This window comes from Desulfuromonas sp. AOP6 (genome assembly GCF_009731355.2).
Lineage (GTDB): Bacteria > Desulfobacterota > Desulfuromonadia > Desulfuromonadales > SZUA-540 > SZUA-540.
Map to the genome: position 1 here is coordinate 2,399,617 of NZ_AP022810.1, position 15,378 is coordinate 2,414,994.

Sequence of the window (15,378 nt, forward strand, 5' to 3'; positions counted from 1 at the left end):
CATCATTCTTTGGGAGAAGAGTTCTTGGCTCCGGGACTTTTTTTGCGCCGGCGAGGGGTATGCCGCGGCCGTTCTCCCTTACCTGACCTTGCCGCTCTCTCAGGTACCGGGGCCTTCTTCCGTGGTGCCGCTTTTTTGTAGGTCCAGACGAAATCCTCCTCGACGGGGAAATCGCTGGGAATTTTGTTCCCGATATATTCCTCGATTTCGGCTAAATGATAAACCAGTTCCTCATCAGCGAAACTGATCGCCTTGCCAATAGCCCCCGCCCGCGCCGTGCGGCCGATGCGGTGCACATAATCTTCCGCGTCCTGGGGCAGGTCATAGTTGATGACGTGGGTGACGCCGTCGATATGCAGACCGCGTGAAGCCACGTCCGTTGCCACCAGGAAGTTGAGGCGATCCTCCTTGAAATCGGTGAGAATCCGCATGCGCTTGTTCTGAGGGATATCGCCGGAAATCACGGCAGCCTTGAAATCGTTGACCTTGAGGCGGGCAGCCAGGAACTCCGCTTCTCGCTTGGTGTTGACAAAAACAACAACCCGATCGGCCCCGGGTTCTTTTTTAAGCAGGCCCAGCAGGAGGGGAAACTTCTCACGCTGGGCCACGTGGTAGACAATTTGCTCGACCCGCTCGGCGGTGACCTGTTCCGGTTCGATGCGCACTTTCTCTGCCAAGTTCATGAATTCATACGCCAATTCCATAACTCGCGGGGAAAGCGTGGCAGAGAAAAGGAAAGTCTGCCTTTTTTCAAAAGGAGGCAACTGCCGCAAAATATAACGCAGATCCTTGATAAAGCCCATGTCGAACATGCGATCGGCCTCGTCGATAACCAGAGCTTCAACCTGGTGCAAGGAGAAGACTCGCTGTTTGGCATAGTCGATAAGGCGACCCGGGGTGGCGATAACAATATCAACGCCATCCTTGAGCGCCTGCCGCTGCTTGTCGTAATCCACACCGCCGAAAATAGGTTGCAGGACAAAAGGACAATGAGCGCCCAGGCCTTTGGCATCCTCCCAGATCTGCACTACCAGTTCACGGGTGGGAGCCACAATAAGTGCGCGAGGGTTGTTGCTGGTTCGCTTTTCACTCTGCAGCAATCGGGTAAAGAGAGAAATCAGAAAGGCGGCCGTCTTGCCGGTGCCGGTCTGCGCCTGCCCGGCGACATCGCTGCCAGCCAGAGCCAGGGGGATAGATTCTTCCTGGACGGCGGTAAGTTCGGTAAAACCGACATCCTGAATGCCTTTCAATACAGGTTCCGGCAGGTTGAGCTCAGTAAATTTCATGTTTTTCCTTATGGTCTAAAGTTCGATCCCCATCGCTTCGGCTACCGTGTGGATATCCTTGTCGCCACGTCCCGAAAGGCAGACGACGATGAGGGTCTCCCTGGGAAGGCTCGGCGCCATTTTAACCACCTGGGCGATGGCGTGGGAGCTTTCAAGAGCGGGAATGATTCCTTCCAGTTCGGTCAGGAGCCGGAAAGACTCAAGAGCCTCACGGTCCGTAATGGAGACGTATTCAGCCCGTTTCAGGGTATGCAGATGAGCATGTTCCGGGCCAACCCCGGGATAGTCCAGCCCGGCAGAAATAGAGTGCGCGTGCTGAATCTGCCCATGGTCATCCTGCAATAAAAAGGTTTTATTGCCATGGAGTACCCCGACACTGCCCGCGGAGATGCTGGCGGCATGCTTGTCTGTATCGACGCCTAATCCGGCGGCTTCCACACCGACCAGGCGCACGTCAGTATCCTCAATGAAAGGATAGAACATCCCCATAGCGTTGGAGCCGCCCCCGATGCAGGCGACGGCGATATCGGGCAGGCGTCCTTCGGCGGCCAGAATCTGCTCCCGAGTCTCCCGACCGATGACCGCCTGGAAATCCCGCACGATCTGGGGGTAGGGATGAGGCCCGGCTACTGTCCCGATGATGTAGAAGGTGTCTTCAACATGGGTCACCCAGTGGCGAAGGGCGTCATTCATGGCGTCCTTAAGGGTTGCGGTGCCACTCGTCACCCCATGCACCTTGGCGCCGAGCAGCTTCATGCGAAAGACATTCAGGGCCTGACGGCGGATATCCTCGGTCCCCATGAAGACTTCGCACTCCAGTCCGAACAGGGCCGCCACCGTGGCCGTCGCCACACCGTGCTGCCCGGCTCCCGTTTCAGCTATGACCTTCTTTTTGCCCATACGCCGCGCCAGCAGCGCCTGCCCCACCGTATTGTTCACCTTGTGGGCGCCCGTGTGGTTGAGGTCTTCCCGTTTGAGATAGATTTTGGCGCCACCGAGATGTTCTGTCAGGCGACTGGCAAAATAGAGGGGGTTGGGACGACCGACATAGTGCTGCAGATGGTACTCGAACTCTTGCTGAAAGGAGGGGTCGGCCAAAGCTTGCCGATAGGCCTCTTCCAACTCAAGTAGAGCAGGCATCAGGGTCTCTGCGACATAACGGCCACCGAATTGTCCAAAGTGGCCTCGCTCATCGGGGAAATGATACATGGGTCAATCCGTCCTTTTCTTGGCACTACGCACGAAGGCAGCCACCTTGTCCGGGTCCTTGCGCCCCGGTGAGCATTCGACACCACTGGAGACATCGACGGCGTAGGGGCGCACGCGCTCGACAGCGGCTGCCACATTTTCCGGTGTCAGGCCTCCCGCCAGAATCACAGGATAGCGCGAGGCCGCCTCAGCCGCGATATCCCAATTGAAGCGCTGCCCAGTACCGCCATAGCTGCCCGCCACGTAGGAGTCGAGCAGAAAAGCCGAAACATCATAGGCTGGGAGGATGGACAAACTGCTTTGATCCTGCACCCTGAAAGCTTTGATCACTCGGTATGGGGGCAGAGCACAGGTCGCTGGAGCTTCGTCACCATGAAGCTGCGCGACATCCAGTCCACACATATCAAGTATTTTCGCTACACGACCGGGCTCTTCATTCACAAAGAGTCCCACCGTGGTAACAAACGGTGGCAGCCCTGCCACGATCCGCTTCACATCTTGGGGACGAACACAACGGGGGCTGCCCGGGTAAAAAACAAACCCTAGGGCATCGGCGCCACAGCGTACAGCCACCTGCGCATCTTCTCCGCTTGTTATACCACAGATCTTAACCCGGGCTATCCTTTCCGGTGGCACATTCTGCACTCAGTCGACCTTGGGCAAGTTGGCCAAAGACGCCTTGATGCTTTCTTCGGGGTAGTCGTAATCCTTGAGCTCCCCTGAAAAGTAGGCATCGTAGGCAGCCATATCGACATGGCCATGGCCTGACAGATTAAAGAGTATGGTCCTCTCTTTACCTTCTTCCTTCGCAAGCAACGCTTCGTCGACAGCCCCACGGATAGCGTGACTTGACTCGGGGGCAGGAATGATCCCTTCGGTGCGGGAGAAAAGGACCGCCGCTTCAAAACAGGCCAGCTGATGCACGGCCCTGGCTTCAACGATTCCGGCATGCACCAACTGCGATACCAGCGGCGAGGCCCCATGGTAGCGCAAGCCACCGGCGTGAATGCCCGGCGGCATGAAATCATGCCCAAGGGTGTACATCTTGGCGACCGGAGCCATCTTGGCCGTATCCCCATAGTCAAAGGCATAGACACCGCTTGTGAGAGTTGGACAACTCGCCGGTTCCAGCGCAACCACCCGCACATTCTTGCCGTTGGCCTTATCGGCGACAAAAGGGAAAGCAATGCCGGCAAAGTTGGAGCCACCACCATGGCAACCGATGACGACATCAGGATAGTCGCCGACCATGGCCAGCTGCTCTTTGGCCTCAATGCCGATGATGGTCTGGTGCAGGCACACATGATTGAGGACGCTGCCCAGAGCATAGCGGGTATCCTCATGGGTGACGGCGTCCTCTACCGCTTCACTGATGGCCATGCCGAGGGAACCGTTACTGTCGGGGTCCTTCGCCAGAATTTCGCGCCCGGCTTTCGTGCGGTCCGAAGGGGAAGGTATCACTTCCGCTCCCCAGAGTTGCATCATGCTCTTGCGGTAAGGCTTCTGGGCATAAGAAACCTTGACCATGTAAACAGTGCATTCGAGACCGAACATCTGGCAGGCCAGCGCGATGGAAGAGCCCCACTGCCCGGCTCCCGTTTCCGTGGCAATGCGGCGCGTTCCCGCCATTTTGTTGTAGTAAGCCTGAGGCACGGCGCTATTCGGCTTGTGGGACCCGGCAGGGGAGCCGCCTTCATACTTGTAGTAAATTCGGGCCGGCGTGCCGAGCGCCTTCTCCAGACGGTGGGCGCGAAACATCGGCGCCGGACGCCAAATTTGGTAGATTTCCCGAACCGCTTCCGGAATGTCAATCCAGCGCTGACTTGAAACCTCCTGTTCAATCAAGGCCATGGGAAAGATCGGCAGCAGATCATCTGGCGCCACGGGCTGCATGGTGCCCGGATGAATCACCGGTGCCAGTGGTCCCGGCATGTCAGGAATAATATTGTACCATTGCTTCGGAATGCGATCTTCAGGAAGAAGGATCTTGGTCTGCATAGTATCTCCTTAAATTCCCAGAGACAGGCACAGTAATATGCCTCCCTGTTACGTCTCAACAAAAACGGATGCGCCGGAATCCCGACGGTTACCCCAAAAGTTCCTCAAGTTTGCGGCCCATGTTGCGTTCTCTCATGAGCGATTCCCCCACCAAAAAAGCCCCCGCCCCGGCCCGCAGAAGCCGTTCGACGTCAGCGCGGCTGTTGATGCCGCTCTCAGATACCACCAGCCGGTCTGACGGCACGAGAGGTCTCAGTCGCTCCGTCGTTGCCAGGTCGGTGACAAAAGTATGCAGCGAACGGTTGTTGATGCCTATCAGCCTGCAATCGGTTTGAAGAGCCTTTTCCAACTCGGCCTCATCGTGGACTTCCAGCAATACGTCCATCTGCAACTCAACGGCCAGGCCTGTGAGGCTCTGCAACTGAGGCAAATCGAGCATGGCTGCTATCAGGAGGATGGCATCGGCTCCGAACGCCCGCGCCTCGTATATCTGGTAGGGATCGAAAATAAAATCCTTGCGGAGAAGGGGCAGGCTGACCTGCTCCCGGACAAGACCGAGATAATGGAGGTGCCCTTGGAAGAATGTTGATTCGGTAAGGATAGAAAGACAGGTCGCTCCATGATTCTGATAAATTTCGGCGATTTCCACAGGGTCAAAATCAGGGCGGATCGTGCCTTTGGAAGGGGAAGCCTTTTTGATTTCAGCGACAATCGCCGTACCTCCCGACTCTGCCATGACTGCGAGAGCCTGCTCGAAGCCGCGGGGTTTATCCTCGACGAGAGAGAGTCGGTCAAGCAAACGACCCAAGGGGAATTGGTTCTTAGCAGCAACTACCTCTTCGCGTTTACGGTCAACAATTTTTTTCAGAATATCCGGAGTAGAAGTCATGAGTCCTTCCGATAGACGGAACAATGCAGAACATGAGCCTTTTTACAGCTAATGGGCCATTTTGATCAATTTATCCAACTTCTGCAAGGCTTGTCCAGAGTCTATGGCTGCTGTCGCCATGGACAAGCCGTCGAGGGGTTTCTTCACCTTGCCGGCGGCACACAGGGCGTAGGCAGCATTTAGAAGAACGACGTCCCGCTTGGGACCTTTCTCTCCGGAGAGAACGGCTCGTACTATTTTGGCATTGCCCTGTGCATTCCCACCGCGGAGATCTTCCATCGCACAACGTTTCATGCCAAATTCTTCCGGGGTGATGCGCCCGACCTTGACACCACTGGCATCGACCGTAGCGACAACCGTAGCATCGGTCAGGGTGATTTCATCCATACCATCGAGACCATGCACAACAAATCCCCGATGGCAACCAAGTTTATGTAACACCCAGCCCAAGGTCTCGACCATATCTTCGCGGTAAACGCCCATGACCTGACAATCGGCTTTAGCCGGATTAGTCAGTGGCCCAAGAATGTTAAAAATAGTGCGGATGCCGATTTCTTTGCGCGGGCCGATAGCGTGCTTCATGGCACCATGGAGCGCCGGCGCAAAAAGAAAGCCGACGCCGATTTCATCAATACAACGCTCAACGACCTCGGGTGTAACATCGAGGTTGACACCGAGAGCCTCCAGGACGTCTGCACTGCCGCAGGCCGATGAAACGGAACGGTTTCCATGCTTCGCTACCTTAACACCGCAAGCGGAGACAACAAAGGAAACGGTGGTTGAGATATTGAAGGTATTGGTGCAGTCGCCGCCTGTGCCGACTACGTCCAGGATGGTTTCCTGATCAATATTGATGTCATCCCGATCGATATCCAGAACGTTGCGGCCAACCCGGATAGGTGTTGCCCGCTCCCGCATGACTTTTGCCGCGCCGGTAATTTCGTCGACCGTCTCCCCCTTCATACGCAAGGCGGTGATAAAAGCCCCGATCTGCGCAGGGGTAGCTCCCCCCGACATAATCTGATCCATCACATCCACCATCTCCCCCATGGAGAGATCCTGGCGTTCGACTACTTTGGCAATAGCCACTTTTATCATGACAACTCCTTCAACCAGGACAGAGGAATTTCCCCGGTCCCAGTGTACTCAGCCTCTTGTCAGGTCATTTTCAGGAAGTTGGCAAGCAACATCTTGCCCTCTGCCGTCAGGATGGACTCAGGATGAAACTGCACCCCCCACAGGGGCCGCTGACGATGTTCCAACCCCATAATCGTTCCGTCGTCCACCCAGGCGGTCACGCGCAAACATTCGGGCAAACTTTCACGCTCGACGATAAGTGAATGATAGCGGGTGGCGACAAAAGGATTGGAAAGCCCGAAAAAAACGCCTGTGTTATCATGACGGATCAGGCTGGTCTTTCCGTGCATGAGTTCAGCAGCCCTGATCACTTTGCCGCCGAAGGCATGGCCAATGGCCTGGTGCCCCAGACACACTCCCAGCATAGGGATAGAGTCCGACAAAGTTTTAATCAATTCAATTGAAATTCCTGCTTCGGTCGGGGAGCAGGGGCCAGGGGAAATAACGATACGACGAGGTTTGAGCGCCGCTATTTCCTGAACCGTAATCTGGTCATTGCGTCGAACAACTACCTCGACCCCCAATTCCTGCAGATACTGGACGAGGTTGTAAGTAAAAGAATCGTAGTTGTCCAGCATCAGCAACATCAGTCCAGCCCTCCACAGGCCATGTCAATCGCCTTGCGGACACCCATGGCTTTATTGATTGTCTCCTGGTATTCGGCCTCTGGATCGGAGTCAGCTACAATACCGGCGCCAGCCTGCAGGTAAACCTTGCCTTCATGCACAACCAAGGTGCGAATGGCAATAGCCATGTCCATATTGCCAGAGAAGGAAAAGTACCCGACGGCGCCACCGTATATCTCACGCCGGCAAGGCTCAAGTTCATCGATAATCTCCATAGCCCGGATTTTAGGCGCCCCAGAAAGGGTGCCAGCTGGAAAGGCCGCACGAAAGACATCGAAAGCATCCCTTCCTTCTTCCAACTGACCGCGCACATTGGAAACGATGTGCATGACGTGGGAGTAACGTTCCACCACCATCAATTCGCTGACTTCAACGGTGCCTGCACGGGAAACGCGACCTACATCATTACGGCCAAGATCGACAAGCATGATATGCTCAGCCCTTTCTTTGGGATCATCGAGCAACTCCCGCTCAAGCTGCCTGTCTTCTTCTGGCGTTGTCCCTCGGGGCCTGGTTCCGGCAATAGGACGCACTTCAATACGATCCTCTTCTTTACGAACCAGCACCTCCGGTGAGGCGCCAATCACCATGGTAGGCCCGAACCGCAGAAAAAACATATAAGGCGAAGGGTTTATCGTGCGAAGTGCACGATAAATGTCAAAAGGATCACAGACAAGATCACCGGAAAACCGCTGGGAGAGCACAACCTGGAAAATATCACCGGCCCTGATGTACTCCTTACAGCGCTCTACCGCCTTGCGAAAAACACCAGGGCCAAAATCAGCGCCCAAGTCACTTCCCTGTACCGGAGTCTTTTCCATTCTGGGTGGGGAGGATACACGGAGCTTGTCAACAAGGGCGTCGACCCCGGCAAGACCGCGGCGATAGGCAACTTCGGCGTCCTCACCTGGCTGCACATGGACGTTGCAGACCACCTTGATCTTCTGACGCATGTTATCAAAAATGAGCAACTGTTCGGTCAACATGAAGCAAGAGTCAGGTGCGCCAATACATTTTGGATTGGTATCAGGAATACGCTCGATAAAACGAATCATGTCGTACCCGAGATAGCCGACGGCGCCACCAAAGAAACGCGGTAATTCGGGAAAGTCTACGGGACGATAGGGAGCCAAGAATTGGCGAAGTTCGCTGACAGGATCCGAAGTTTCGCCAGATCGAAGAATTGAATTCCCATCAAGAATCTCGAAATAATTGCCACTGGAACGAAAGACCTTGGCAGGACCGCTCCCCAAAAATGAATATCTGGCCCATTTCTCACCCCCTTCGATACTTTCCAAAAGAAAAGAGGTCTGACCGTCATCAATTTTTCGAAAGGCGGAAACAGGCGTTTCCATATCGGCGAGAATATCGCGACAGACAGGGATAAGATTGCCTTCTTGGGTCAGGGAACGAAACTGTTCCAAAGAAGGATAATACATCAGGACTCCAAGGGAAAAAGGTGGGACAAATTAGCACGAAACCAGAACCACCGTCAAGACACGTACCGTACGACAATTCGCCCCGCATCCAATCGGGCCATGCCCGGCGCACCACGAAAAAGGGCAAGGAGTCGACTCCTTGCCCTGTGTTCATTCCCAGCAATAGTACAAGGCCCTAGGCCTTTTCTTCTTCAGGTTCTCCTTGCTCGGAGGCGTCAGAGTCTTCCGAAGCCACGGCCTCTGCCTTTACAGCAGACACAGCGGTGGTTGCGGCGGCTTTACGGGGGCGAGGGGTAAACTCTTCCTCAACCAGTTCAACAATAGCCATAGGTGCGTTATCACCAAGACGGCTTCCCACCTTAAAGATACGGGTGTATCCACCAGGCCGATCCTTGTAGCGAGGTGCCACCATATCGAACAGCTTGGCAACAGCCTTGCGTTCACGTATAACAGCCAAAGCCTGTCGACGAGCGTGCAGATCACCGCGTTTTCCGAGGGTAATCATTTTTTCGGCGATCTTGCGAAGTTCTTTGGCCCTGGCATCCGTTGTGGTGATCTTCTCATGCATGATGAGAGACGTTACCATATTGCGCATCATGGCCGAACGGTGGCTGGAATTGCGGCCGAGCCGTCTTCCGGATTTATTGTGACGCATTGTTTTCGGGTCCTTTCTTCTTTATTCCGCGGAAGGAGAAACTATTCTTCTTCGCTCCCCTTTTGGATCATTTTGAGGTATTCAGGATCCGGGAAATTGTCGAGTTTCATGCCCAGGGTCAAGTCCATTTCGGCTAAAATATCCTTGATTTCATTCAGAGATTTTCTGCCGAAATTTTGGGTTTTAAGCATTTCCGCCTCACTGCGCTGTACCAGGTCACCAATAAGATGAATATTGGCATTCTTAAGGCAGTTGGCGCTTCGAACGGACAACTCAAGCTCATCGACGCTGCGATAGAGATTTTCGTTGATTTTCCGTCCCTCTTCAGCGACCTCCTGAGCAGCGGGCTCCAGATTTTCGTCGAAGTTTATGAAAATCTGCAACTGCTCTTTCAAGATTTTAGCAGCATAGGCCACGGCGTCATCAGGCCTCACACATCCATCGGTCAGAACTTCCAGAGAAAGCTTGTCGAAGTCGGTGATCTGCCCGACCCTGGCGTTGGCCACCGTAAAGTTTACCTTTTTGATCGGTGAAAAAATTGAGTCAATGGGAATAGTTCCCACGGGAGCCCGCTCGTCACGATTGCGTTCGGCCGGAACATAACCCTTACCCAGAGCGACCACCATATCCATCTCCACGTCAGCCTCTTTGGAACAGGTTGCAATGTGATGTTCTGGATTGAGCACCTCGACCTGAGAATCAGTGATGATATCACCAGCAGTAATGATACCAGCCCCTTTTTTTACAATGCGGATATTCCGACTCTCACTCCCATGAAGCTTCAGAAGAACTCCCTTGAGATTGAGAATAATATCGGTTACGTCTTCCGTCACCCCAGGAACAGTCGAGAATTCATGCAGAACCCCCTTGATACGAACCGAGGTGATAGCCGCCCCCTGCAAAGACGAGAGCAGAATGCGACGCAAAGAATTCCCGAGAGTGGTTGCGAAACCACGCTCGAAAGGTTCCGCATAAAACTTCCCATAGGTATCGGTCAGACTGTCCGACTCAATCTGGAGGCGCTTAGGCTTGATGAGATCTCTCCAGTTTTTATACATTCGTATCCTCCGTAATGAGGTTACATCAGCGGACTGCCAAGATTATATTACTTGGAGTACAGTTCGACAATGAGGTGTTCTTGGAATTCAGGGGTTGTCATCTCTTCACGCATGGGCAAAGTCTTGACACTCCCCTTGAAAGCATCCCGCTCCAACTCCACCCAGGAAGGGATACCACGGCGCATTACACCATCCAACGCCTCATTAATACGAACAATTTTTCGGCTCTTCTCTTTAAGCTCGATCACATCGCCAACACGTACAAGGTAAGAGGGGATATTGACCTTGTGGCCATTAACGAGAAAATGCCCCTGGCGGACCAGCATGCGTGCTTCGTTTCGTGATGTGGCGAACCCCATACGGTAGACCATACTATCAAGACGCCTCTCGAGCAGCATGAGGAGATTTTCACCTGTAACCCCCTTCATTCTATCCGCCTTGTCAAAGGTGGCGCGGAATTGTTTTTCAACTAGCCCGTAGGTGCGTTTGACCTTTTGTTTGGCGCGCAACTGGGTACCGTAGTCCGTTACCTTAGTGCGCCCCTGACCGTGCTGACCAGGAGCATAATTGCGGCGCTCTAGGGAGCATTTATCCGTATGGCATCTGTCCCCCTTAAGGAACAGTTTTGCATTTTCTCTCCTGCACAGACGGCAGACAGGACCTGTATATCTAGCCAACGTTCGTCCTCCTTATCTATCTTTCGTTTAGACTCTTCTGCGTTTGGGCGGCCGGCAGCCATTGTGGGGAATCGGGGTGACATCCTTAATCATGGTGATGTTAAGGCCGGCAGCCTGCAAAGCACGCAGCGCAGACTCACGACCAGATCCGGGTCCCTTCACATAGGCAATAAGGCTGCGCATACCATGTTCCATGGCTTTTTTTGCCGCATCTTCAGCAGCTACCTGGGCCGCGAAAGGAGTGCTTTTACGAGAGCCTTTGAAACTTTTAGCACCACAGGTCGACCAAGAGATAACGTTTCCGACAGGGTCGGTAATGGTGATAATGGTATTGTTAAAAGTCGCCTGAATATGGGCAACTCCATTGGCAATATTCTTTTTTTCTACTTTTTTCCTGACGACTTTCTTTCCTGGCTTAGCCATGCTTCCTCCAGTTATTTCTTCTTGCCGGCGACAGTCTTACGAGGACCTTTCCGGGTACGAGCATTGGTCTTGGTTTTCTGTCCACGGACAGGAAGCCCGCGCCTATGCCGAAGACCACGGTAGCAACCAAGATCCATCAGTCGCTTGATATTCATAGAAATCTCTCGGCGGAGATCCCCTTCCACACGGAATTCGCGATCAATGACCTCACGAATTTTGGCGAGTTCTGCCTCAGTCAGGTCATCCGTCCGAGTATTTCCATCCACCCCAGCTTTGCCAAGAATCTCCTGGGAGGAAGATCGGCCGATACCATAAATATAGGTGAGGGCAATCTCACTTCTCTTATTTCTCGGTAAGTCGATACCAGCAATACGTGCCAATGTCTTTTCCTCCTAATACCTTAACCTTGTTTCTGCTTATGCTTGGGATTCTCACAGATGATCCGGACAATGCCTTTTCGCTTAATTACTTTGCACTTATCACAGATCGCCTTAACCGAAGCTCGGACTTTCATTGTGTGTTCCTTTACTAATAATGAAGTATCAAAAACCATCAGAACCAACGCTGGCTGAATTCAACCCCACGCTGCCCCTTGACCTACAAAGCAGTTATAATTTCCGGGCCATTATCAGTCAAGGCCACGGTATGTTCAAAATGGGCGGACAGCTTTCCATCAGCAGTAACTGCTGTCCAGCCGTCATCGAGAATCTTAACACCAGGAACTCCAGCATTGATCATGGGCTCAATGGCAAAGGTCATGCCTGCCTTTAACTTAGCCCCCTGTCCGGGAGGCCCGAAATTAGGGATCTGAGGGTCTTCGTGCAGTTGTCGACCAATACCATGACCGACGAATTCTCGCACCACGCTGAAGCCCTCCTCTTCTGCACAGACCTGAACAGCGTGCGAAATATCCGTCAACCTCCCATGCACAACGGCTGCCGAGATACCTTCACGCAAAGACTTTTCAGTTACGTCCAGAAGGCGGCGTGCTTCTTCGTCAATCTGCCCCACAGGAAAAGTGATGGCGGCATCTCCGTAGAACCCCTTATAAAATACACCGAAGTCGATACTAAGAATATCGCCTTCCTGCAGGGGGTCCCCATTTGAAAACCCGTGGACAACCTTTTCGTTAGGGGATGCGCAAATTGTGTAAGGAAAGCCACCGTAACCCTTAAAGGCGGCTTTTACATTCCGCTTCTTGCACTCTCTCTCGGCGATCTCGTCTAACTCAAGCGTTGTAATCCCAGGAGCCGTATATTCTTTGAGGATAGCTAGGATCTCTGCGACAATCCTGCCAGCTCCCCGCATAAGAACCAGCTCCTGTTGAGTCTTAATACTAATCACGTCACTTCGCTGTGAGTGTTTCAAGTATGTTAGCTTTTACAACCTGAATATCCTGCATGCCATCAACACTGTGTAAGATACCAGCGTCACCGTAATAGGCAGCAAGGGGTTCGGTCTGAGCTCGATAGACATCTAATCGCTTACGAATAGTTTCTTCCCTGTCATCATCACGCTGAACTAATTCGCCCCCGCAAGCATCACATTTACCCGCAACCGCGGGTGGGTCAAATCTGACATGAAACCCTTTTCCACAATCACGACAGGTACGGCGACCGGTCAGACGCTCAACGAGGGCTTCGAGGTCAACCTCAAGCGAAATAACTGCATCAAGGTTTTTACCCAAATCCGCCAAGGCATTCTGAAGTGCATCGGCCTGAGGAACGGTGCGTGGAAAGCCATCAAGAATGAAACCTTTTGCGCAGTCGGCCTGCTGCAATCGTTCGCGCACAATACCCACCACAACATCATCAGGGACAAGGCTCCCAGCATCCATATGACCCTTGGCCTTCACTCCCATGGGAGTGCCATCCTTAACAGCCGTCCGCAGAATATCCCCTGTGGAAATCTGAGGTATCTGGTAATACTCGGCAAGCATTTTAGCTTGGGTACCTTTTCCCGCGCCGGGAGGTCCAAGAAGAATCAACTTCATCACTTAAATCCTTGAATCAACCACGCCGCCCCTTGATGGTCACACCTTTCATGAAGCCCTCATAAGAACGAGAGATAAGGTGTGCCTCAATCTGGGAGGCTGTATCGAGTCCGACACCCACAATGATCAAGAGCGAGGTCCCCCCGAAATAAAAAGGTACATTGAACTGCCCAATTAAAATTGTTGGCAGCACACACACAGCAGAAACATAAATGGCCCCGGCAAAAGTGAGCCTACTGAGCACAGTATCGATGTGCTCAGAAGTCGCCTTTCCAGGCCGCACGCCAGGAATGTAGCCACCCTGCTTCTTGATATTCTCTGCAACATCCACCGGATTGAAAGTCACAGCCGTGTAGAAATAACAAAAGAAGATTATAAATGCAACGAAAAAAACATTATAGAGCCAGTGATCCGGTGTCATCATAGCCGCAACAGTCTGAACCCAGGGCACGTCGACCAGGTTTGCAACCGTAGCAGGAAACATGATAATCGAACTAGCGAAGATTGGCGGAATAACGCCGCTCATATTGACCTTGAGAGGCAGATGGCTGGTCTGGCCGCCATAATTGCGCATACCGACAACACGCTTGGCATAATGGATTGGCACCCGCCGTTGCCCTCGTTCCATGAAGATAATTGCTGCCACAACCGCAACCATAACAGCAAGGATCAAGAGGATCAGGAAGATGGTCAGTTCGCCCGTATTAAACAACCGAATGCTATTGATAATGGCAGATGGCATGTTTGCCACAATGCCTGCAAAAATAATCAATGAGATCCCGTTACCAATACCCCGTTCGGTGATCTGCTCGCCCAGCCACATGATGAAAGCCGTGCCCGCTGTCAGAGTGATGATCGTGAGCAAAATGAAACCCATGCCCTGGTTAGGCACAACCAGTTCACCTGCCGGACCGCGCATGGTTTGCAAACCAACGGCAATACCAGCCCCCTGAATAACCGAAAGCACGATAGTTCCGTAGCGTGTCCATTTGGTTATGGTTTTTCGGCCCTGCTCGCCCTCTTTGGACAATCGCTCGACTGGTTCGAAAACTACAGTCAACAACTGCAGAATAATAGATGCGCTGATATAGGGCATGATGCCCAGCGCAAAAACCGTCATTCTTTCGAGGGCACCGCCTGTAAAAGCGCTTACAAGTCCGAGCAGTGTTCCCTGGGTCCCCTCAAAAAATTTGGCGAGAACCTGAGCATCCACCCCTGGAGTAGGCACATGGCAGCCCACACGATAGACAGCCAGCATTCCAAGGGTGAAGAGAATCCGTCTTCTTAATTCAGGAATATTGAAGATGTTCTGGATGCTGGATATCAATTTAAATAACCTCGGCTTTGCCGCCTGCGGCTTCAATCTTCTCCGCGGCTGACTTGCTGAATTTATGGGCTTTAACTGTCAGAGCCTTAGTCAGTTCACCATCGCCAAGAATCTTAATGCCGTCACAGACATCGGTCACAAGGCGAGCCTTGCCAAAGGCTTCCAGGTCAACGACGGTCCCAGCCTCAAAGACCTCAAGATCTTTAAGGTTTACCAGAGCATAGACCTTCTTGTTAAGGGACCGGAAACCTCTCTTGGGCAGACGACGCTGCAAGGGCATTTGGCCACCTTCGAAGCCGGGTTTTACACTACCACCCGAACGCGCCTTTTGTCCTTTGTGGCCCTTACCGGCAGTCTTGCCTGTCCCGGATCCGGGTCCCCGCCCAATGCGTTTCCTGTTTTTTGTAGAACCGTAGGCCGGTTGTAGATTACTTAAATCCATGTCAATTCTTCCTTATTGAATCACTCTTCGACGAGGACCATATGGGAGACCTTATTGATCATCCCGCGAATCTCGGGAGTATCCTTAAGAACCACAGTCTGATGCAACTTGGTCAAGCCAAGCCCTTTAAGTACTTGAGTAAAATAAGCCTTACGGCCAATTCCGCTCTTCTTCAGAGTCACTTTAATCTCGGGAGCCATCACCCATTCTCCTTCTCTA

The 15,378-nt window shown here is 52.9% G+C and carries 19 protein-coding genes; all 19 read right to left on the bottom strand.

Translation table 11 applies throughout. From position 1 onward, the window contains the following. Positions 1 to 2: 2 nt before the first annotated feature. Positions 3 to 1,286, bottom strand: coding sequence for a DEAD/DEAH box helicase (locus tag AOP6_RS11220; protein WP_155876822.1), 1,284 nt, complete (start codon positions 1,284 to 1,286; stop codon positions 3 to 5). A 15-nt stretch (positions 1,287 to 1,301) separates the two neighbouring features. Further along, the gene (gene trpB / locus AOP6_RS11225) at positions 1,302 to 2,495 is read right to left on the bottom strand and encodes a tryptophan synthase subunit beta (protein WP_155876823.1); all 1,194 of its coding nucleotides are present in this window, start codon (positions 2,493 to 2,495) and stop codon (positions 1,302 to 1,304) included. Between the two features lie 3 nt (positions 2,496 to 2,498). After that, positions 2,499 to 3,116, bottom strand: a complete 618-nt coding sequence (locus tag AOP6_RS11230) for a phosphoribosylanthranilate isomerase (protein WP_155877712.1) — start codon at positions 3,114 to 3,116, stop codon at positions 2,499 to 2,501. Positions 3,117 to 3,140: 24 nt separating this feature from the next. After that, complete coding sequence (locus tag AOP6_RS11235; RefSeq protein WP_155876824.1) at positions 3,141 to 4,493, bottom strand: TrpB-like pyridoxal phosphate-dependent enzyme; 1,353 nt, start codon at positions 4,491 to 4,493, stop codon at positions 3,141 to 3,143. An 88-nt stretch (positions 4,494 to 4,581) separates the two neighbouring features. Then, positions 4,582 to 5,382 (bottom strand): indole-3-glycerol phosphate synthase TrpC, encoded by an 801-nt coding sequence (gene trpC, locus AOP6_RS11240; RefSeq protein WP_155876825.1) that lies wholly within the window; start codon positions 5,380 to 5,382, stop codon positions 4,582 to 4,584. A gap of 48 nt (positions 5,383 to 5,430) precedes the next feature. Beyond that, on the bottom strand, positions 5,431 to 6,480 hold the full coding sequence (trpD, locus tag AOP6_RS11245; protein WP_155876826.1) for an anthranilate phosphoribosyltransferase: 1,050 nt from the start codon (positions 6,478 to 6,480) through the stop codon (positions 5,431 to 5,433). A gap of 59 nt (positions 6,481 to 6,539) precedes the next feature. Then, a complete protein-coding gene (locus AOP6_RS11250) occupies positions 6,540 to 7,106 on the bottom strand; it encodes an aminodeoxychorismate/anthranilate synthase component II (protein WP_155876827.1) in 567 nt (188 codons plus the stop codon). Continuing rightward, positions 7,106 to 8,584, bottom strand: coding sequence for an anthranilate synthase component I (trpE, locus tag AOP6_RS11255; RefSeq protein ID WP_155876828.1), 1,479 nt, complete (start codon positions 8,582 to 8,584; stop codon positions 7,106 to 7,108). Before trpE ends, AOP6_RS11250 begins: the two co-directional genes overlap by 1 nt. Before the next feature lie 175 nt (positions 8,585 to 8,759). Next, positions 8,760 to 9,239 carry a 50S ribosomal protein L17 gene (gene rplQ, locus AOP6_RS11260; protein WP_155876829.1) on the bottom strand — a complete coding sequence of 160 codons (480 nt, stop codon included), beginning with the start codon at positions 9,237 to 9,239 and terminating at the stop codon, positions 8,760 to 8,762. 41 nt (positions 9,240 to 9,280) lie between these two features. Beyond that, positions 9,281 to 10,297 (bottom strand): DNA-directed RNA polymerase subunit alpha, encoded by a 1,017-nt coding sequence (locus AOP6_RS11265; RefSeq protein ID WP_155876830.1) that lies wholly within the window; start codon positions 10,295 to 10,297, stop codon positions 9,281 to 9,283. A gap of 47 nt (positions 10,298 to 10,344) precedes the next feature. Next, positions 10,345 to 10,974 (bottom strand): 30S ribosomal protein S4, encoded by a 630-nt coding sequence (gene rpsD, locus AOP6_RS11270; protein WP_155876831.1) that lies wholly within the window; start codon positions 10,972 to 10,974, stop codon positions 10,345 to 10,347. 27 nt (positions 10,975 to 11,001) lie between these two features. Then, positions 11,002 to 11,397 carry a 30S ribosomal protein S11 gene (rpsK, locus tag AOP6_RS11275; protein WP_155876832.1) on the bottom strand — a complete coding sequence of 132 codons (396 nt, stop codon included), beginning with the start codon at positions 11,395 to 11,397 and terminating at the stop codon, positions 11,002 to 11,004. Between the two features lie 11 nt (positions 11,398 to 11,408). Continuing rightward, positions 11,409 to 11,777, bottom strand: a complete 369-nt coding sequence (gene rpsM, locus AOP6_RS11280) for a 30S ribosomal protein S13 (protein ID WP_155876833.1) — start codon at positions 11,775 to 11,777, stop codon at positions 11,409 to 11,411. Between the two features lie 20 nt (positions 11,778 to 11,797). Further along, the gene (gene rpmJ, locus AOP6_RS11285) at positions 11,798 to 11,911 is read right to left on the bottom strand and encodes a 50S ribosomal protein L36 (protein WP_155876834.1); all 114 of its coding nucleotides are present in this window, start codon (positions 11,909 to 11,911) and stop codon (positions 11,798 to 11,800) included. Positions 11,912 to 11,994: 83 nt separating this feature from the next. Continuing rightward, the gene (map, locus tag AOP6_RS11290; RefSeq protein WP_155876836.1) at positions 11,995 to 12,741 is read right to left on the bottom strand and encodes a type I methionyl aminopeptidase; all 747 of its coding nucleotides are present in this window, start codon (positions 12,739 to 12,741) and stop codon (positions 11,995 to 11,997) included. A 1-nt stretch (position 12,742) separates the two neighbouring features. After that, positions 12,743 to 13,390 carry an adenylate kinase gene (locus AOP6_RS11295; RefSeq protein ID WP_155876838.1) on the bottom strand — a complete coding sequence of 216 codons (648 nt, stop codon included), beginning with the start codon at positions 13,388 to 13,390 and terminating at the stop codon, positions 12,743 to 12,745. Positions 13,391 to 13,406: 16 nt separating this feature from the next. Further along, positions 13,407 to 14,717 (bottom strand): preprotein translocase subunit SecY, encoded by a 1,311-nt coding sequence (gene secY, locus AOP6_RS11300; protein WP_155877713.1) that lies wholly within the window; start codon positions 14,715 to 14,717, stop codon positions 13,407 to 13,409. Between the two features lies 1 nt (position 14,718). Then, positions 14,719 to 15,159 (bottom strand): 50S ribosomal protein L15, encoded by a 441-nt coding sequence (rplO, locus tag AOP6_RS11305; protein ID WP_155876840.1) that lies wholly within the window; start codon positions 15,157 to 15,159, stop codon positions 14,719 to 14,721. Positions 15,160 to 15,179: 20 nt separating this feature from the next. Further along, the gene (rpmD, locus tag AOP6_RS11310) at positions 15,180 to 15,359 is read right to left on the bottom strand and encodes a 50S ribosomal protein L30 (RefSeq protein WP_155876842.1); all 180 of its coding nucleotides are present in this window, start codon (positions 15,357 to 15,359) and stop codon (positions 15,180 to 15,182) included. Positions 15,360 to 15,378: the final 19 nt, after the last annotated feature.